The 18,537-nt window shown below is 75.4% G+C and carries 18 protein-coding genes; 12 read left to right on the forward strand and 6 right to left on the reverse strand.

The genetic code is table 11. The features are described 5' to 3' along the window. Nucleotides 1-84 precede the first annotated feature (84 nt). Complete coding sequence (locus ACFVVL_RS09915) at nt 85-393, forward strand: hypothetical protein (RefSeq protein ID WP_387672995.1); 309 nt, start codon at nt 85-87, stop codon at nt 391-393. A gap of 362 nt (nt 394-755) precedes the next feature. After that, entirely contained in the window at nt 756-1,913 is a 1,158-nt protein-coding gene (locus ACFVVL_RS09920; protein WP_387672998.1) for an acyl-CoA dehydrogenase family protein, read from the forward strand. Nucleotides 1,914-2,009: 96 nt separating this feature from the next. On the opposite strand, the gene ACFVVL_RS09925 is transcribed toward ACFVVL_RS09920, so the two are convergent. Continuing rightward, a complete protein-coding gene (locus ACFVVL_RS09925) occupies nt 2,010-2,276 on the reverse strand; it encodes a hypothetical protein (RefSeq protein WP_380290793.1) in 267 nt (88 codons plus the stop codon). A gap of 172 nt (nt 2,277-2,448) precedes the next feature. On the opposite strand from ACFVVL_RS09925, the gene ACFVVL_RS09930 reads away from it, so the two are divergent. Beyond that, nucleotides 2,449-2,766 (forward strand): cupin, encoded by a 318-nt coding sequence (locus ACFVVL_RS09930; RefSeq protein ID WP_387673001.1) that lies wholly within the window; start codon nt 2,449-2,451, stop codon nt 2,764-2,766. Nucleotides 2,767-2,795: 29 nt separating this feature from the next. Here the strand turns inward: ACFVVL_RS09930 and ACFVVL_RS09935 are convergent, their stop codons facing one another. Further along, nucleotides 2,796-3,428 carry a TetR/AcrR family transcriptional regulator gene (locus ACFVVL_RS09935; RefSeq protein WP_387673004.1) on the reverse strand — a complete coding sequence of 211 codons (633 nt, stop codon included), beginning with the start codon at nt 3,426-3,428 and terminating at the stop codon, nt 2,796-2,798. Nucleotides 3,429-3,537: 109 nt separating this feature from the next. Here ACFVVL_RS09935 and ACFVVL_RS09940 point away from each other — a divergent pair, with 109 nt between their 5' ends. From ACFVVL_RS09940 to ACFVVL_RS09960, 5 genes are all read left to right on the forward strand, one after another. Further along, nucleotides 3,538-5,079: an MFS transporter gene (locus ACFVVL_RS09940; RefSeq protein ID WP_387673007.1), complete on the forward strand. Its 1,542-nt coding sequence runs from the start codon at nt 3,538-3,540 to the stop codon at nt 5,077-5,079. 200 nt (nt 5,080-5,279) lie between these two features. Continuing rightward, nucleotides 5,280-5,918: a class I SAM-dependent DNA methyltransferase gene (locus tag ACFVVL_RS09945; protein WP_387673010.1), complete on the forward strand. Its 639-nt coding sequence runs from the start codon at nt 5,280-5,282 to the stop codon at nt 5,916-5,918. Between the two features lie 369 nt (nt 5,919-6,287). Further along, nucleotides 6,288-6,599, forward strand: coding sequence for a Sec-independent protein translocase subunit TatA (gene tatA / locus ACFVVL_RS09950; RefSeq protein ID WP_380290783.1), 312 nt, complete (start codon nt 6,288-6,290; stop codon nt 6,597-6,599). Between the two features lie 153 nt (nt 6,600-6,752). Continuing rightward, nucleotides 6,753-6,950: a hypothetical protein gene (locus tag ACFVVL_RS09955; RefSeq protein WP_387673013.1), complete on the forward strand. Its 198-nt coding sequence runs from the start codon at nt 6,753-6,755 to the stop codon at nt 6,948-6,950. Further along, entirely contained in the window at nt 6,947-7,555 is a 609-nt protein-coding gene (locus ACFVVL_RS09960; protein WP_380290779.1) for a potassium channel family protein, read from the forward strand. Before ACFVVL_RS09955 ends, ACFVVL_RS09960 begins: the two co-directional genes overlap by 4 nt. 51 nt (nt 7,556-7,606) lie before the next feature. On the opposite strand, the gene ACFVVL_RS09965 is transcribed toward ACFVVL_RS09960, so the two are convergent. From ACFVVL_RS09965 to ACFVVL_RS09975, 3 genes are all read right to left on the reverse strand, one after another. Then, the gene (locus tag ACFVVL_RS09965) at nt 7,607-7,993 is read right to left on the reverse strand and encodes a VOC family protein (protein ID WP_387673017.1); all 387 of its coding nucleotides are present in this window, start codon (nt 7,991-7,993) and stop codon (nt 7,607-7,609) included. Nucleotides 7,994-8,046: 53 nt separating this feature from the next. Beyond that, the gene (locus ACFVVL_RS09970; RefSeq protein ID WP_387673020.1) at nt 8,047-9,726 is read right to left on the reverse strand and encodes an alkaline phosphatase D family protein; all 1,680 of its coding nucleotides are present in this window, start codon (nt 9,724-9,726) and stop codon (nt 8,047-8,049) included. Nucleotides 9,727-9,849: 123 nt separating this feature from the next. After that, nucleotides 9,850-10,926 (reverse strand): hypothetical protein, encoded by a 1,077-nt coding sequence (locus ACFVVL_RS09975; protein WP_387673023.1) that lies wholly within the window; start codon nt 10,924-10,926, stop codon nt 9,850-9,852. A 198-nt stretch (nt 10,927-11,124) separates the two neighbouring features. On the opposite strand from ACFVVL_RS09975, the gene ACFVVL_RS09980 reads away from it, so the two are divergent. Beyond that, complete coding sequence (locus ACFVVL_RS09980) at nt 11,125-13,632, forward strand: helicase C-terminal domain-containing protein (protein WP_387673025.1); 2,508 nt, start codon at nt 11,125-11,127, stop codon at nt 13,630-13,632. Between the two features lie 33 nt (nt 13,633-13,665). Here the strand turns inward: ACFVVL_RS09980 and ACFVVL_RS09985 are convergent, their stop codons facing one another. Continuing rightward, a complete protein-coding gene (locus ACFVVL_RS09985) occupies nt 13,666-13,932 on the reverse strand; it encodes a hypothetical protein (protein WP_380290769.1) in 267 nt (88 codons plus the stop codon). Nucleotides 13,933-14,061: 129 nt separating this feature from the next. On the opposite strand from ACFVVL_RS09985, the gene ACFVVL_RS09990 reads away from it, so the two are divergent. The 3 genes from ACFVVL_RS09990 to ACFVVL_RS10000 all read left to right on the forward strand — a co-directional run bounded on the left by ACFVVL_RS09990 (nt 14,062) and on the right by ACFVVL_RS10000 (nt 18,473). After that, the gene (locus tag ACFVVL_RS09990; protein ID WP_387673028.1) at nt 14,062-14,466 is read left to right on the forward strand and encodes a hypothetical protein; all 405 of its coding nucleotides are present in this window, start codon (nt 14,062-14,064) and stop codon (nt 14,464-14,466) included. A 124-nt stretch (nt 14,467-14,590) separates the two neighbouring features. Beyond that, nucleotides 14,591-16,228, forward strand: a complete 1,638-nt coding sequence (locus tag ACFVVL_RS09995; RefSeq protein WP_380290764.1) for a DNA repair helicase XPB — start codon at nt 14,591-14,593, stop codon at nt 16,226-16,228. 193 nt (nt 16,229-16,421) lie between these two features. Next, nucleotides 16,422-18,473: a HelD family protein gene (locus tag ACFVVL_RS10000; protein WP_387673032.1), complete on the forward strand. Its 2,052-nt coding sequence runs from the start codon at nt 16,422-16,424 to the stop codon at nt 18,471-18,473. Nucleotides 18,474-18,537 lie beyond the last annotated feature (64 nt).

Raw genomic sequence — 18,537 nt, forward strand, 5'->3', positions numbered from 1 at the left:
GGGCGGGCGACGCCGGGCGACGGGCCGCGGAGCGGCCGTTCCGGCAGCCGCCACCATTCGCCGTCCATCCCCGGGGAGACCACCGTGTCCCGTATCCGCACAGCCGCCGCCGTCACCGCCCTCGGGGCCCTCCTGTTCGCAGGCGCCGGCACCGCCCACGCCGACGACGGCGCGGGCGGCCAGTCCACCACGAGCACGGTGAGCAACACCGGCTCCGGCAACGTCCTCGGCAACGTCGTCGGCAACGCGGTCGGCACCCAGCAGACCGCCACCGGCTCCGGCGCGGGCAACCAGTCCAACGCCCTCGCCACGGCCGGCAACACCGGCAGCGTCAGCGTGCTGCAGGAGAACGGCAACCTCCCCGCCCCGGTCGCCCCGCCGGCCGGCGACTGACCCCGCGCCGAGCACGCCCGGCCGCCCCGGCCGGAGTCGGCCGAGGCGGCCGGCCGGGGCGCAGCAGGCATGCGCCGGGATCCGGCCGGGCGCTCGACGGCCGGATCCGCTCCGCCCGCCGGCCGCTCCGGCGCCGGCCCGCGGCAGGCCGGCAGCCGTTCACCCGAGGCCCCGCCGGACCCGTCACCAGGCCGTTCACGGCCGTGCGGACACCGCTCCCGGTGCCCCGGCCCCACCCTGGACAGCCGAAGCTACCCGGGATTGACTTGTGGGGCGATCGGCGGGTCCCCGGGGCCCACCGCGCCGGGCTCCGTCGAACGTGGACCACCGAACGTCAGGCACCGTCGAAGGGAGGCGCCGCCGTGCGCCGCACCGTGTTCACCGAGGACCACGAGGCCTTCCGGGAGACCATCCGGGACTTCATCGCCAACGAGGTCGTCCCCGTCTACGAGAGCTGGGAGGCGGAGGGCCACCCGCCGCGGGACTTCTACCGTCAGCTCGGTGCGCTCGGCGTCTTCGGCATCGAGGTGCCCGAGGAGTACGGCGGCGCGGGCGAGAGCGGCTTCAAGTACCAGGCCGTGGTCGCCGAGGAGACGGCGCGGGCGGGGGTCGGCTTCGGATCCTCCGGGGTGCACACCGGCCTGGTGCTGCCCTACCTGCTGGAGTACGCGACCGAGGAGCAGAAGCGGCGCTGGCTGCCCGGCTTCGTCTCCGGCGACCTGATGACCGCGATCGCGATGACCGAGCCGGGCGCCGGCTCCGACCTCGCCGGCATCTCCACCACCGCACGGCTCTCCGAGGACGGCACCCACTACGTCCTCAACGGCGCCAAGACGTTCATCACCGGCGGGGTCCTCGCCGACCTCGTCCTGGTGGTCTGCCGCACCTCGCCGCACGATCCGCAGAACCGCCGGGCCGGTCTCTCCATCCTCTGCGTGGACACCACCTCCCCCGGCTACAGCGTCGGCCGCAAGCTGCAGAAGATCGGCCTGCGCACCTCGGACACCGCCGAACTGGCCTTCTCGGACGTCAAGGTGCCGGTGGAGAACCTGCTCGGCGAGGAGGGGAGGGCGTTCGCCTACCTGACCCACAACCTGGTGCAGGAGCGGCTGGCGATCGCGGTCAGCGCGTACGCGGCCTCCACGGCCGCGGTGCGGTTCGCGGTGCAGTACGTCAAGGACCGCAAGGTGTTCGGCAAGACGGTCGCCGAGTTCCAGAACACCAAGTTCACGCTCGCCGACTGCGAGGCCCAGGTGATGGCGCAGCAGTCGATGGTCGACCGTGCGCTGGAGCTGTACCAGGACGGCGAGCTGACGGTGGCCGACGCGGCGGCGGCGAAGCTGTTCTGCACCGAGTCGGCGTCCGGCGTGATCGACAAATGCCTTCAGCTGCACGGCGGTTACGGCTACATCCTGGAGTACCCGATCGCCCGGCTCTACACCGACAACCGGGTGTTCCGGATCTACGGCGGCACCAGCGAGGTCATGCGCAGCATCGTCGCCAAGTCGCTCGGACTCTAGGGCCTCGGCCGCACGCCCGTTCACCCGTCCGGCGGAGCCGGTCGTCCCGCGGAGTCGGGCGGGTGAACGGGCGGGTGAACGGGTGCGCAGCCGGGGTCAGTTGGGCGAGTGGTGCTCGGTGCGCCAGGCGTCCCAGCCGGCCGAGGACGCCACCTTGGCCTCGTGCAGGGCCCGCTGGGCCAGGGCGGTCGGCGGGGTTTCCAGCCGCCGGACCCACTTGCGGCCGGCCGTGGCCAGCGCCGCGCACACCATCACCGCGCCCGCCGTCCCGAACAGCGCGCCGATGCCCGTCAGCACCGCGCCGCCGGCCAGCAGCGAGCGGTTGACCTGGAACCCGCTGAGAAAACGCTCGTTGGTCGCCATGCCTCCACGATGGAGGCAGTCGGCCGCCGCCGCACGCCGAGCGCACCCGCGCGGCGCGGACCGGCGCGGACCGCGGTGCGCCCCGGCGTGCGGGCGCGGGGCGCGTCCGGGACGCTGGGCCGCAGGAGCGCCCGCGCAGCAGGACGGCACCCCGACGGCAGGAGGACGCGCGATGGTCGATCTCGAACAGCTCGTCGCGGAGCACGCGGCCCTGGCGGCCGAGAGCCCGCACGGGCGCAGCGCCCACCTGGTGCTGCACGACGGGGTGCTGCGGCAGACGGTGATCGCGCTGACGGCGGGCACCTCGCTCGACGAGCACAACGCCCCGGCCGCCGCCAGCGTCCAGGTGCTGCGCGGGCGCGTCTCGCTCACCATCGCCGGGCGGCGCCAGGAGCTCTCGGCCGGGCAGTTGCAGGCCGTCCCGCAGGAGCGGCACGGCCTGCTGGCCCACATCGACTCGGTGGTGCTGCTGACGGCCGTCACCGTCTGAGCCGGGGCCGGCCGGTCCGGGGCCGCCGCTCAGGCCGTCGGGCCGTGCCAGCCCGGCCCGGGCTCGGGCTCGCGCTCCGACGCCGGCTTCAGCACCGAACCGCCGACCAGCTCCAGTCCGCGCAGCAGGTCCCGTCCGCCCGGCGCCAGTTCGGGCGCGGCCAGCCACTGCCCGGCCAGGCCCACCAGCAGCGCCTGGTAGAAGGCGCCGCGGGCCAGCTCCTCCGCGGTGTCCGGCACCTCGGGGAGCCCCTGGAACACGGCCGCCAGCCCGAGCCGCCCGTCCTTCTGGACCCCGGCCAACGCCTCCCGCAGCTCCGGCGCGCGTTCCACCTGCACCATCGCCTCGAACTGCGAGGCCCACAGACCCCGGTGTTCGGCGATGGTCTCCCGCACCCCGTCCCAGACCGCGACGAACCGCTCCTCCGGGTCGTCGGACGCCTCGTCGGCCCGCGCCACGACGGCCGCCACCATCAGGCCCCACTCCCCGGTCGCCTCGATCAGCGCCGCGTTGAGCAGCGCCTCCTTGGAGCCGAAGTGGTAGCCGATGGCCGCCAGGCTGACGCCCGAGGCGGTGGCGATGTCCCGGGCGGTGGTGCGCCCGTAGCCCTTCTCGATCAAGCAGCGCTTGGCGCCGGCCATGAGGTCCTCGCGATTTCCCATGCCCGCATGCTACGCCCGATCAAGACGATCGTCTTGCACGAACGTCTCGCACACTCGATTCAGACGCTCGTACTAGACAAGCGTCTGACACGCCCGTACTGTCTCCCCCATGACCGCAACCACCGGCCGCGCAGGCCGTCGCGAATGGATCGGCCTCGCCGTCCTCCTGCTCCCGACCCTCGTCCTGACCATGGACATGGGCGTGCTCTTCTTCGCCGTCCCCTACATCTCCACCACGCTGGCGCCGAGCGGCACCGAGCAGCTGTGGATCATGGACATGTACTCGTTCCTGCTGGCCGGGCTGCTGATCACCATGGGTGCGCTGGGCGACCGGATCGGCCGCCGCCGGCTGCTGATGATCGGCGCCGCCGGCTTCGCCGGGGCCTCGCTGCTCGCCGCCGCCGCGGACAGCGCCGGCCAGCTGATCGCCGCCCGCGCCCTGCTGGGTGTCGCCGGGGCCACCGTGATGCCCTCGACCCTCGCGCTGATCCGCACCATGTTCCACGACCCCAGGCAGCGCCAGATCGCACTCGGCGCCTGGGGCGGCGTCCTGACCACCGGCGCCACCCTCGGGCCGGTCGCGGGCGGCCTGCTGCTCGACCACTTCTGGTGGGGCTCGGCCTTCCTGCTCGCCGTGCCGGTGATGGCCCTGGTGCTGCTCACCGCCCCGGTGCTGCTCCCCGAGTACCGCTCCCCGCAGCACGGCAGCTTCGACCTGCTCGGCGCCGCCCTCTCACTGGCCGCCGTCCTTCCGCTGGTCTACGGCGTCAAGACGCTCGCGGTGGACGGCTGGGACCCGCTCGCCGCGCTCGCCGTCCCGGCCGGCCTGCTCCTCGGCGGCGCGTTCTACCGGCGGCAGCGCACCGCCGCCAACCCGCTGCTCGACCTCGCCCTGTTCCGGATCCGCACCTTCAGCGGCGCGATCAGCGTCAACACGGTGGCGATGTTCGCGATGATGGGCTTCACCCTCTTCACCTCGCAGTACCTGCAGCTGGTCAAGGGCATGAGCCCGCTCACCGCCTCGCTCTGGTCGCTCGTCCCCAGCGTGGGCGTGGGCGCCGCGGTCGGCCTCGGCGCGGCGCTCGCCGGCAAGGTCCGCCCGGCGGTGATGATGGCCGGGGGCTTCCTGATCGGCGCGGCCGGCTTCGCGATGATGACCCAGGTCGGCGCGGACTCCCCGCTGGCGTTCATCCTCACCGCGGCGGGCGTGCTGGCCGCCGGCACCGTCGGCACCATGACCCTCACCGCCGAGATGGTCGTCTCCGCCGCCCCCGTCGAGCGGGCCGGCGCCGCCTCCGCCACCTCCGAGACCGCCGTCGAACTCGGCAGCTCCCTCGGCATCGCGCTGCTCGGCGCGGCCGGCGCCGCCGTCTACCGCTCCCACCTGGACGGCGCCCTCCCGGCCGGCCTGGACGGCGAGGCCGCCCGCACCGCGCAGGACACCCTCGGCGGCGCGGTCGCCGTCGCCGCCCAGCTGCCCGGCCGGCTCGGCACCGATCTGCTCGCCACCGCCCGCACCGCGTTCACCGACGGCCTGCACGTCGCCGCCGTGGTCGGCCTCGTCCTCGCGGCCGGCGCCGCCCTCCTCGCCTACCGCCTGATGCGCCACCTCCCCGCCGCCGCCCCCGCCCCCGAGCCGGCCGCCGCCTGACCCCACCGCCGATCCCCCGCGAGCGCGTCATCGCAGCCCCCGCCCACCCCGGGCGGGGGCTGCCGCGTCTTCCGCCGGGGCCGAGGCCGCCGCCGGTCTGCCGGCTCCTCGCGGTGGATCCCGGCACGGCCGGTCGCCCGGGGCCGCTGCCCGGGGTTCGCCGGGCTGCGCCGGAGGGAGCCGCGTGCCAGGCTTCCCGAATGACCAACGAGGTGAACCACGGGCGGGTGCGCGGGAGTTATGACGCGGTGGCGGAGGAGTACCGGGAGCGGGTGGGGGACGAGCTGGCGTTCAAGGTGATGGACCGGGCCCTGTTGGGCGTGGTGGTCGAGGGGGCCGCCGGGGGGACGGTGGCGGATCTGGGGTGCGGGCCGGGGCATGTCGCGGGGTGGCTGGCCGGGCAGGGGGTCCGCGCGGTCGGGGTGGACCTCTCGCCCGCGATGGTGGCGGTCGCCCGGCGGGACCACCCCGGGGCGGAGTTCCGGGTCGGGGACCTGCTGGGGCTGCCGGCCGGGGACGGCGAGTTCGCGGCCGCGGTGGCGCTCTACTCGGTGATCCACCTGGAGCCGGAGGAACTGCGGCCGGCCTTCGAGGAGATCCGGCGGGTGCTGCGGCCCGGCGGCGTGCTGCTGGTGGCGTTCCACCTCGGCACCGAGGTCCGGCGACTGGACGAGTGGTGGGGCCACCGGGTGGACCTGGACTTCCACTTCCTGGAGGAGCGGACGGTGGCCGGACTGCTCGCCTCGGCCGGGTTCACCGTGACGGCCCGGCTGGAGCGCGGCCCGTACCCGCAGGAGGCGCAGACCCGCCGCGGCTACCTGTTCGCGCACCGGGACTGACCGCCCGGCCCAGCGGCCGGGAGGGACGACGGCAGGCCGCGGGCGGGGGACGGAACCGGCCAAAAGGCGGGCGCGGCCCCGGCGCGGGAGGCGTGCTCCCCGGTCGCGCGTTCCCCGGCCGGACCGGGCGGCACCGGCGTACGGCGGCCGGCCGGAGCCGGTCCCACCCGGCCTGACCTCGGCGGACAGCGGTGCCCCGGACGGGCCGTGACGCACCGCGCGGCGTCCGCCCCCGCAACATCTGGTTTTTGACCAGCGTTTCCCGGCCGGTGTATACGTTCGCCGCCACGGGCAGGCATACTGGCCAGGACGGGCGCTTTGCCCAACTGTGACGTATCACTCTAGACGAGAAGGGACCGGTGGCCAGGGATGCTGCGTAACGGTCTTGAGCCCTGGCACGTGCTCGTGGTGCTGGCTGTCGTGATCCTGCTGTTCGGGTCGAAGAAGCTGCCGGAGATGGCCCGCGGCCTCGGCAAGTCGATGCGCATCCTCAAGGCGGAGACGAAGGCGATGCGCGAGGACGACACGCCCGCCGCCGACGCGTCCCAGGGCACCGCGCAGAGCACCGCCCAGAGCACCGCCGCCCCGGCGCAGCCGGCTGCCGAGCAGCCCCGCCAGGCCGTGAACCCGACCAATGTGACCAAGGCCACCGAGCAGCCGCGGTCCACCACCACCGCCTGAGACCCAGCGGCCCGAATCCGGCCGGAGCCCCCGCCCCGTGGCGGGGGCTTCGTCGTGTCCGGCTGTTCGGCCGCCTCGCCCCCGGGCCCGACTGGCCGTCCGTTTTGATCCGTTGTCTCCTGGTGTGCACCACCGGAGGAACGGAGTCCAGGCATGGCGAGCGAGGAGCCCGGCGCCCGGCCCGGCGAGCGCACCGGGCTGCGCGCCCGTCCCGCCGCCGTCGGGGCCCGGGCGGACGGCGGCCCGGCCGTCCGGGCGGCCGGCACCGAACGGGTGACCGGCGGGCCCGCCCGGCCGGAGTTCCCGGACGAGCCCGGCGCCGGTCCGGCCGGGGCGCGCCGACCGCGATGAGCACCCGGCAGCCCCCGCCCCCGGTCCCGGCCGCGTCGCCCTCCCGGGACAATCCCGACCTCCGGGCCTGGGGCCTGCTGCTCGGCTCGTTCACCCTGCTGATGCTCGGCTACTTCACCCTTCCGCTGCGCGTCCTGGGCAAGGACCGCCCGGGGCTGAGCTGGGTGCTCTTCGGGGTGGTGCTGACCGGCCTGACCGGGCTGCTGGTGGCCCGGATCGTCGACACCTTCCGCGGCACGGGCCGTCACCCCGGAGTCTGGCTGGCCTTCCTGATCTGCCTCTCGCTGACCGTCTTCGCCGGCACCTACTACGTCCTGGCCGACCGCCCGGGCGAGTTCGTCGGGCTGGAGACCCGGCTCGACTCGCTGTACTTCACGGTCGTCACGATGGCGACCATCGGCTACGGGGACATCACCCCGGCCGGACAGGGGCCGCGGCTGGTGGTGCTGCTGCAGATCGCCTACAACTTCGTCTTCCTGGCGGCGGCCGCCGGCGCGCTGGGCCGGACCGTCCGCAGCGGCATGGAGACCCGCGCCGCCCACCGGGAGGAGCACCCCCGCGAGCACCGCCGCGGCCGCGGGCACCGCGGGGGCGACGCGGCTTAGGGCCTGTCTCTTGGATCCTTGCCGGGTCCGCCAAAATCCAAGAGACAGACCCTAGGGCTCGCCCTGGGAGCGGCCGGCGTCGATCACGCAGAAGCGGTTCCCGTCCGGGTCCTCGACGACCACGAAGTCCGGGTCCTCCGGGTAGAGGTCCCAGTCGACCCGCCGGGCGCCGAGGGCGACCAGCCGCGCCACCTCGGCCGCCTGGTCCGCCGCGTCGGCCGCGTAGAGGTCCAGGTGGACGCGCGGGTGGTGCTGCGGCGGGGTGGTGCTGCGGCCGAGCGCCACCTGGACGCCGGGCGCGCCGTCCGCCGGGACGAGCACCACCCAGCGGTCCTCGACCAGGCCGTCGCGGGGGACGTAGCCGAGGGCCTCGCCCCAGAACGCCGCCGCGCGGCGGACGTCCGCCACCCCGAGCACCACCGAACCGATTCTCAGCACGCCGCCGATTCTGCCGGACGGGCGGGCCGCCCGTCCGGCGGACGGGTGAACGGTCAGGCGGGGACCAGTCCGGGCTCGCCGGCCGCCACGGCCCAGGAGGCGGAGGTCCGCACCGGCGACTCGCGGACGTCGACGCGGTCGACCGTGCGGGCGTCGGTCAGCCACCGCTCCCGGTCCACGTCCAGCCGCAGGTAGCCGCGGCGCAGGCCGTCGAAGTAGCGCACGTGCGGGTTGAGCGAGGGGTTGAACGCCTTGAGCGCCGCGTCGAAGGCGGCCGGGAACTCCGAACTGACGCTGGTGGCCGTGAACTCGACGGCGACCGGGGCGGCGGCGAGGTCGTCGCGGTCGATCCGCAGGTCGCTGAACCAGGAGGAGTGGATGTCCCCGGCGAGCACCACCGGGTTGGCCACCGCGGCGTCCCGCAGGAAGCGCAACAGCCGGGCGCGGGCGGGGTCGTAGCCGTCCCACTGGTCGAGGTTGGCGAGCGGTGGCAGCGGGTGGGCCGGGTCCAGGATGTTGGGGACGCGGACCTGGCTCGTCATCACCTGCTGGGCGATGACGTTCCAGCGGGCCCGGGAGCCGCTCAGGCCGCGGCGCAGCCACTCCTCCTGCTCCGCGCCGGTCAGGGTGCCGGCGGTGTTCCCGAGGCCGTCCGCCACGGGTCCGAAGTCCTGGCTGTGGCCGCCTGGTTGGTCGGTGCGGTACTGGCGGGTGTCGAGCACGTTGAGCCGCAGCAGGTCACCGAAGTCGAAGCGGCGGTACAGCCGGTAGTCGGGGGAGCCGTTGCGGTAGGGGGTCCGCAGCGGCATGTGCTCGTAGTACGCCTGGTAGGCGGCGGCGCGCTCGCGGGCCATGGCGGCGGTGTCCTGGTGGGCGGCGCCGGTGTCGTCGATCTCGTCGACCAGGCCGGCGTAGTTGTTCTCGACCTCGTGGTCGTCCCAGGTGACGATCCAGGGGAAGGCGGCGTGCGCGGCCCGGAGGGCCGGGTCGGTCTTGTACTGGGCGTGGCGGGCCCGGTAGTCGGCGAGGGTGACCAGCTGGTTGAGGCCCGGGGTCTGCGGGGTGGTGTGCAGGCGGTCCGGGAGGGCGCTGTTCGGGTCGGTCTCGTAGATGTAGTCGCCGAGGTGCACGACGGCGTCGAGGTCCTCGGCGGCGAGCGCGGTGTACGCGGGCCAGTAACCGTGCTGCCAGTCCTGGCAGTTGACCACGCCGAGGCGCAGCCGGCCGGGGCGGGCGCCGGCCGCGGGGGCAGTGCGGGTGCGGGCGGCCGGGCTGAGGTGGCGCCCGGCCCGGAAGCGGTACCAGTGGTCGCGGCCGGGCTGGAGTCCGCGCACGTCGACGTGGACGCTGTGGGCGCGCCCGGCCTCGGCGGCGGCGACGCCGCGCCGGACGACCCGGCGGAAGTCCGGGTCCGTCGCGACCTCCCAGGAGACGGGCACGGTACGGGTGCCCATCGAGGCGGCGTCGAACGGGTCGGCGACCAGCCGGGTCCACAGGACCACGGCGTCGGGCAGCGGGTCGCCGCTGGCCACGCCGAGGAGGAACGGGTCACGGCGGACCGGTTCCGCGTGCGCCGTACGGAGGTCGAGCGCCTGGGCGCCGGCCGCGACGGCCGCGCCGACCAGCAGGCCGCGGCGGCTGAGCGCGGCGGACCGGGGGCGCGACGGGCCGGACGGCGGGGGTGCCGGGGACGCGGACGGCGTGGACGGCGTGGACGATGCGGACGGCGGCACGGGAGACCTCCTGCGGCTGCTGAAGCTCGGGGACACCGAGGCCGACATTCCATCAGAGCGACGTACGCCCGGCCATGAACAGGAGACGACGCCTTTCCCCTTCTCCCGTCCTCCGCCCGGGAGTTACCGGCCCGCGCCGTCCGCTCCCCCGCCACGGCGGAGCAGCGACATCAGGAGCAGGAAGACGGCCGACAGCACGGCCGCCACCCGCAGCACGCCCGGCGCAGCCTCCCAGACCGCCTGGTCGGCCTGCTCGCCCGGGCCCATCGCGGTGCCCCAGCGGCCCTGGGCGCGGCCCCAGAACCAGAGCGAGCTGCTGCTGATCGTCATCAGCGGGATCCCGAACACGGCCACCTTGCGGGTGAGGTCGGACAGTTGGCGGGAGAGGTAGCCGAGCGCCCAGCCGATCAGCATGGCGATGAGCTGCCCGGTGACGGCGCCGCCGATCAGCACGGCGGCGGAGAGCAGCAGCAGCGCCGAGGGGCGGCGGACGGACGCCCCGGCCTTGGCGGGCCCGCCTGCGGCGTCGGGCGCGCCGTCGGCGGAGGCGGCCCCGGCGTCCGGCGCAGCGCCCTTGCCCTTGCGCGCCTTGGTCTTCTTCGCCCGGCGCTTCTTCGTCCCGGGGGCGGCGGGCGGCTCGGCCGGCTCGGGCGCCGGCGGGTCGCCCGGCGCGGCGTCCCCGCCCGCCCCGGGGCCGGTCTCGTCCTCGGGGGCGGTCCGTTGCCCGGGGATCGGCCGGTTGGACGCGACCGGGCCGTCCCCGAAGTCGATGCTCACGTAGTCCCAGTCGCCCGTGTGCACGGCGCGGTACGCGGGCGGCAGCGCCTCGGGGTCGACGGGGGCGCCCTCGGCCGGCTTCGCGATCCACGGCGAGCCGCCGTCCCGCCCGGAGGCGGCGGACGGCGCGGCCTTCGGGGACGACCCGGCCCCCGGAGACGGCGCGGCCTTCGGGGACCGCGCGGGCGGCGGCAGGAACGCGGCGGGCGCGCCGCCGTCCGCCCCACCACCCGGCGCGGACGGCGGCGCGGACGGCGGTCCGGCAGGGCGCGGCGGCACCGGGGGGCGCGGCGGTGCGGCGGGCGCCGGCTCCTGCGCGTACACGCTGTCCCCCTCACCACCCCCGCCCCGGCCCCCGGCCCCCTGGGCACCCGGCGGCTCGCTCCAGGGCCCCTGCTTGCGCCACCACTCGCCGTCCGCCATCCCGCACACCCCGCCTTGCCCGTACCGAACCGGACCCGCCGCGCGCCCGGACGCGGCGTCGTCCCCGCCGACCGTGACGCTACCCACCCGCCACCCCGCCACGCGAGCCGCAACGCCCCGGACGGCCACCGCCGCACCGGCCGTCGCGTCGACGCCGGGACCCTCCCGGCCCGCCGTCACCCGACTAACCTAGGTCGAATGACCACACCGCAGGGCCCCCAACGCCAGGCCAAGTCCGCCGCCGGCCCCCGCACCCTCGCCGAGGAACTGCGCGCCCGGCCCGACGACGACCTCGCCGCCCTGCTCCGGTCCCGCCCCGACCTGCTCAACCCCGTGCCCGGCGACCTCACCCAGCTCACCGCCCGGCTCTCCTCCCGCGCCTCCGCCCTGCGCGCGCTGGAGCGGCTGGACCGCTTCACCCTGCAGACCGCCGAGGCCCTCGCCGCCCTGCCCGACGGCGCCACGCCCGCCGCCGTGCGCACCCTGCTGGCCGGGCCGGTCAAGGTGAAGCCGCACCCCGGCGCCACCCCGCTGAGCGCCGCCGACCGGTCCGCCGTCGCCGCCGCACTCCCCCGCGCCCTGGCCACCCTGCGTGACCGCGCACTGCTCTGGGGCCCGGACAACGGCCTGCGCCTGGTCATCGCGGTCCGCGAGGCGCTCGCCCCGACCGCCGTCAACCCCGGCCGCACCGGCCTCGGCCCGACCTTCGCCGAGGCCACCACCGGGATGTCCCCGGCCCGCCTGCAGCAGTTGCTCGCCTCCGCCGGACAGCCCGCGACGCCCGACCCGGTCACCGCCGTCGCCGCGTTCACCGCGCTGCTCTCCGACCGCGCCCGCTGCGCGGACCTGCTCGCCACCGCGCCCGAACCCGCCCTGCGGCTGCTCGACCGGCTGGTCTGGGGGCCGCCCACCGGCACCGTCCCGGACGCCACCCGCCCGGTCACCGCCGAGGACGCGCAGAGCCCGGTCGAGTGGCTGCTGGCCCGCGGTCTGCTGCTGCCCAGCAGCCCGGGCAGCGTGGTGCTGCCCCGCGAACTCGCCCTCCACCTGCGCGGCGGCCGCGCGCACCGCACCGTGGAACCGCTGCCGCCGGAGCCGGCGCCCGCCGCCGCGCCGCGCGAAGCCCGGGTGGTGGACGGCGCCGCCGCCGGTCAGGCGCACACCGCCGTGCGGACCGTCGAGGAACTGCTCGACCTCTGGGGCCTCACCCCGCCGCCCACCCTGCGCGCCGGCGGCCTCGGCGTGCGCGACCTCAAGCGCACCGCCCAGGCCCTGGACAGCACCGAGCCGGTCGCCGCCTTCTGGCTCGAACTCGCCTACACCGCGGGCCTGCTGGCCCCGGACGGCGAGGTCGACGAGCACTGGGCGCCGACCCCCGGCTACGACGAGTGGCTGCGGCTGGACACCGCCGAGCGGTGGACCGTGCTCGCCCGCGCCTGGCTCGCCGCCACCCGCGTCCCGGCCCTCGCCAGCGCCCCCGACGGCAAGGGCCGGCCGCGGGCCGCGCTCGGCCCGGAGCTGGACCGCACCCTCGCCCCGTCCGTCCGCCGCGCCGCCCTCGCCCTGCTCGCCGAACTCCCGCCCGGCACCGCGGCCACCGCCGGGGAACTGCTGCCCACGCTGCGCTGGCAGCGCCCGCTGCGCGGCGGACCGACCGCCCCCGACGGCGGCGGCGACCTGCGCGACCAGCTGGTGGCCTGGACCCTCGCCGAGGCCGAACTCCTCGGCGTCACCGGCCGCGGCGCGCTCGCCGCCCCCGCCCGGGCCCTGCTCACCGCCGAGCACGACCCGGCCGCCGTGCTCGCCCCGCTGCTGCCGCAGCCCCTCGACCACGTCATCCTGCAGCCGGACCTCACCGCGATCGCCCCCGGCCCGCTGCTCACCCCGCTCGCCCAGGCGCTCGCGCTCTGCGCCGACATCGAGTCCAAGGGCGGCGCGACCGTCTACCGGTTCACCCCCGGCTCGGTGCGCCGCGCCCTGGACGCCGGCCGCACCGCCGCCGACCTGCGGGCCTTCCTGGCGCAGCACTCCCGCACGCCCGTGCCGCAGCCGCTCGGCTATCTGATCGACGACGTCGCCCGGCGGCACGGCCTGCTGCGGGTCGGCGCCGCCTCGTCCTACCTGCGCTGCGACGACCCGGCCCTGCTGAACGAGATCCTGGCCGACCGCCGCTCCGCCGACCTGCGGCTGCGGCTGCTCGCCCCCACCGTGCTGGCCGCCCAGGCCGCGCCCGACGTGCTGCTCGCGGGCCTGCGCGCCATGGGGTACGCGCCGGCCGCCGAGTCCGCCGAGGGCGACGTGCTGATCACCCGCCCGGACAGCCACCGCACCCCGCCGCGCGCCGCCCCGGTGCCCGTCCCGGACGGCCCGCCCGCACCGGACGACACCCTGCTCGCCGCCGCGGTCAAGGCGATCCGGGCCGGCGACCGGGCCGCCACCGCCGTCCGCCGCGAGCCCACCGCCCCGGCCGGGCGTCAACTCCCGCGCACGGCCGCCGCCGAGACCCTGGCCGCACTGCAGACGGCGGTCCTGCTCGGCGAGCGGATGTGGATCGGCTACCTCAACGCGGAGGGCCTGGCCAGCCAGCGGATCATCGACCCGGTCAAGGTCGAAGGCGGCTACGTCACCGCCTTCGACCACCACGACGGCGAACTGCGCACCTTCGCGCTGCACCGGATCACCGGCGTCGCCGAACTGGACGAGTAGCCCGCGCCGCGCAGCGGGCGACGGGCAACGGGCTCAGTGCCCCTGCTGCTTGGCGGCCTGCTCCGCCTGCTTCTCCTTGAGCGCCTTGTCCGCCATGGCGGCGAGGTCGCCCTGCCCCACCGGCATCACGGAGGTCGCCCCGGTCAGGTCGGCGAGCAGGAACCCGGGCGAGGCCAGCAGACCGCCCGGCCCCTCCCCGACGCCGGCGATCGCGTGCGCGGAGCCGGCCGAGGAGGCGGTGGCGGCGAAGGCCGTGCCGGCGAGGGCGAGAGCGGTGAGGACGCGCTTCGACTTGTTCATGCCCTGCCCAACGAGCCACCGCGCCGACGGTCACCCCCCGCCACCCCTTCCGCACCGCCCGTACCGGCAGTTGACGCCCCGCCCCCACCGGCGTAGTCCGGAGTGCGGGGGGTGACGAAAGGAGTCATCATGCTCGGCGATCCGATCGGCAACACCCAGGGCCATGACACCGGCCGGCGCGTCCTCGACGCCGGGGACGGCCATGTCGTCGTCGAGGTCTCGTTCGAGGGCAGCGGCAGCTACTACGGCACCCCCGTCACCGGCTTCGGCACCTACGAGTCCGAATTGCGCGCCGACGGCAGCCTGCACGGCGAGGGCCAGGGCGTCGACATGACGGCCGACGGCGAGAGCGTCGTGTGGCGCGGCATCGGCATCGGCCGCTTCACCGAGGGCGGCGGCACCAGCTGGCGCGGCTCGCTCTTCTTCACCACCTCCTCGCCCCGGCTCGACCGCCTCAACCACGTCGTCGGCCTCTTCGAGTACGAGGTCGCCCCGGACGGCAAGTCCACCGGCGCGTTCCACGAGTGGAAGTAGCCTTCCCGCCCTTCCGGCCCGCGGCGGTCCCGCCCACCCGTCCGGATGCGCGACACTGGAGGGTCGGCGTCCCGACGGACCCGCAGACCCGACAGACCTGTCAGCCAGTGGAGGGCACCCCCGCGTGAACGACGGACCGCTCATCGTCCAGAGCGACAAAACTCTTCTCCTGGAGATCGACCACCCCAAGGCCGCCGACTGCCGCCGGGCCATCGCGCCGTTCGCGGAGCTGGAGCGGGCGCCCGAGCACGTGCACACGTACCGGGTGACGCCGCTCGGGCTGTGGAACGCGCGGGCCGCGGGCCACGACGCCGAGCAGGTCGTGGACGCCCTGGTGACGTACTCGCGCTACCCGGTGCCGCACGCGCTGCTGGTCGACGTGGCCGACACGATGGCCCGGTACGGGCGGCTGCGGCTGGTCAGGCACCCGACCCACGGGCTGGTGCTCACCAGCACCGACCGACCGGTGCTGGAGGAGGTGCTGCGGTCCAAGAAGATCGTCCCGCTGGTCGGCGCCCGGATCGACCCGGACACCGTGGTGGTGCACCCCTCCGAGCGCGGCCAGATCAAGCAGGTGCTGCTGAAACTCGGCTGGCCCGCCGAGGACCTCGCCGGCTACGTGGACGGCGAGGCGCACCCGATCGACCTGGAGGAGGACGGCTGGAGCCTGCGCCCCTACCAGGCGCAGGCCGTGGAGGGCTTCTGGCACGGCGGCTCGGGCGTCGTCGTGCTGCCCTGCGGCGCCGGCAAGACGCTGGTCGGCGCGGCGGCGATGGCGCACGCCAAGTCGACCACGCTGATCCTGGTCACCAACACCGTCTCGGCCCGCCAGTGGAAGCACGAGCTGGTCCGGCGGACCTCGCTCACCGAGGACGAGATCGGCGAGTACAGCGGCACCAGGAAGGAGATCCGCCCGGTCACCATCGCCACCTACCAGGTGATGACCACCAAGCGGAAGGGCGTCTACGCCCACCTGGAGCTGTTCGACGCCCGCAACTGGGGCCTGGTCGTCTACGACGAGGTCCACCTGCTGCCGGCCCCGGTGTTCAAGTTCACCGCGGACCTCCAGGCCCGCCGCCGGCTCGGCCTGACCGCCACCCTGGTGCGCGAGGACGGCCGCGAGGGCGACGTGTTCAGCCTGATCGGGCCCAAGCGCTTCGACGCCCCGTGGAAGGAGATCGAGGCGCAGGGCTACATCGCGCCCGCCGACTGCTGCGAGGTGCGGGTCACCCTCACCGACTCCGAGCGGCTCGCCTACGCGACCGCGGAGCCCGAGGAGCGCTACCGCTTCTGCGCGACCACGGCGACCAAGCGCCGGGTGGTGGAGGCCCTGGTCAAGAAGCACGAGAAGGACCAGACGCTGATCATCGGCCAGTACATCGACCAGCTCGACGAGCTCGGCGAGGCCCTGGACGCCCCGGTGATCAAGGGCGAGACCAGCAACGCCCAGCGCGAGAAGCTGTTCGACGCCTTCCGCAACAAGGAGATCGGCGTCCTGGTGGTCTCCAAGGTCGCCAACTTCTCCATCGACCTGCCGGAGGCGACCGTCGCCATCCAGGTCTCCGGGACCTTCGGCTCCCGGCAGGAGGAGGCCCAGCGCCTCGGCCGGGTGCTGCGCCCCAAGGCGGACGGGCACGCCGCCCACTTCTACTCGGTGGTCGCCCGCGACACCGTCGACCAGGACTTCGCCGCCCACCGCCAGCGCTTCCTCGCCGAACAGGGCTACGCCTACCGGATCATCGACGCGGACGACGTCCTGTAACGGCGGGGACGGGGGTGGCTCGGAGGGGCGGACGCGGCTAGGATCGTCCGTCTGCCCCCTCCCGAACCGTGGTACCTGCTGAAGTCGCGCAGGCAGCCGGGGGAGGTACCGGCCGTTCGGCAACCGGCCGGTATCCACCGTGAGCTCCTACGATCCGCTGCGCCCGCGTCCGGGGCAGCCGGGAAGGTTCGCTGTGCCCGCCACCCCCACCACCGACCCCCTGCAGCGCGAACGCGACCACCTGGCCGCGTCCAGGGCCGCGCTGCGCGCGATGCGCGAGGACGTCGAGTCCCTGGACATCCGCGACGTCACCGGCACCTGGGTCACCGCCCTCGTGCTGCAGAACCAGATCGAGGCCAGGATCGCCGCCCTGGCCGACCTCTCGCACACCCCGCTGTTCTTCGGCCGGCTCGACTACCTGCACGCGATCAGCGAGGAGTTGAGCGAGGGATCGGGCGGGGAGAGCTTCTACATCGGGCGCCGGCACGTGCACGACGCGGACGGCGACCCGATGGTGATCGACTGGCGCGCGCCGGTCTCCCAGCCGTTCTACCGGGCCAGCCGCACCGAGCCGCTGGACGTCGAGCGCCGCCGCCGCTTCGGCTACACCGGCGGCGAGCTCACCGCGTACGAGGACGAGCACCTCTCCGACCCCGCCGAGGACGAGACCTCCTCCGCCCTGCTGGCCGCGGAGATCGAGAAGCCGCGCGTCGGCCCGATGCGCGACATCGTGGCGACCATCCAGCCGGAGCAGGACGAGATCGTCCGCGCCGACATCTCCGGCACCCTCTGCGTGCAGGGCGCCCCCGGCACCGGGAAGACCGCCGTCGGCCTGCACCGCGTGGCGTACCTGCTGTACGCGCACCGCGAGCGGCTGGCCCGCACCGGGACCCTCGTGATCGGCCCCAACAACGCCTTCCTCTCCTACATCGAGCAGGTGCTGCCCGCGCTGGGCGAGCTGGACGTCGCGCAGGCCACCGTGCAGCAGCTGGTCGGGCACGTCGAGGTGCGCGGCGAGGACACCCCCGAGGCGGCCCGCCTGAAGGGCGACGCCCGGATGGCGGAGGTGCTGCGCCGGGCGGTGCGCTCCGGCATCGCGCTGCCCGCCGAACCGTGCGTGGTGGTCCGCGGCTCCCGCCGCTGGCGCGTCCCGGTGCACGAACTGGTCGCGATCATCGAGGAACTGAAGGGCCGTGACATCCGCTACGGGGCGGCCGCGGAGGCGCTGCCGCAGCGGATCGCGCACGCCGTGCTGCTGAAGATGGAGCAGGGCGGCGAGGCCCCGGACGACCGGGTGCAGGACGCGGTGGCCCGCAACTCCGCGGTGAAGGCGATGGTCAGGGCGTGCTGGCCGGCCGTCGACCCGGCCAGGCTGGTGCTGCGGCTGCTCTCCGAGCCGGAGTTCCTGGCCGCCTGCGCGCAGGGCGTGCTGAGCGCCGAGGAGCAGGCCGCCGTGCTGTGGCCCAAGCGGGGCCGCTCGGTGAAGACCGCCCGCTGGACGGCCGCCGACGCCGTCCTCGTCGACGAGGCGACGGACCTGGTGCGGCGCACCCCCTCGCTGGGGCACGTGGTGCTGGACGAGGCGCAGGACCTCTCGCCGATGCAGTACCGCGCGGTCGGCCGCCGCTGCACCACCGGCTCGGCGACCGTGCTGGGCGACCTCGCGCAGGGCACCACCCCCTGGGCGACGGCGAGTTGGCCGGAGGCGCTGCACCACCTGGGCAAGCCGGCCGCCCACATCGAGGAGCTGACCAAGGGCTTCCGGGTACCGGAGGAGGTCATCGCGTACGCCTCCCGGCTGCTGCCGTCGATCGCCCCCGGGCTGAATCCGGCCAGTTCGGTGCGTGAGGCCCCGGGATCGCTGACGGTCCGCCGGGTCACCGAGGGGGAGCGGACCGAGGCCGTGGTCGAGGCCTGCCGGCGGGCGCTGGAGCGGGAGGGGTCGACCGGTCTGATCGCGGCCGACGCGCGCGTCCCGCTGCTCGCGCAGGCGCTGGCCGAGGCCGGGCTCGCGCACCTCGCACCCGGCACCGAGACCAGTGCCGAGGCCCGGCTGACGCTCGTCCCGGCGTCACTGGCCAAGGGTCTGGAGTACGACTACGTGGTGCTGGACGAGCCGGCCGCGGTGGTCGCGGGCGAGCCGGACGAGCGGACCGGGCTGCGGCGGCTGTACGTGGCGCTGACCCGTGCGGTCTCCGGCCTGGAGGTGCTGCACGCCGAGCCGCTGCCGGAGCAGCTGGGCTGAACGCGCGGGGCCGGTCCGTCGGCACGACGGTCCGGCCCCGGTGCCCCGAGGGCGGGCCGCCGGC

The organism is Kitasatospora sp. NPDC058115 (assembly GCF_042884635.1).
Classification (GTDB): Bacteria; Actinomycetota; Actinomycetes; order Streptomycetales; family Streptomycetaceae; genus Kitasatospora.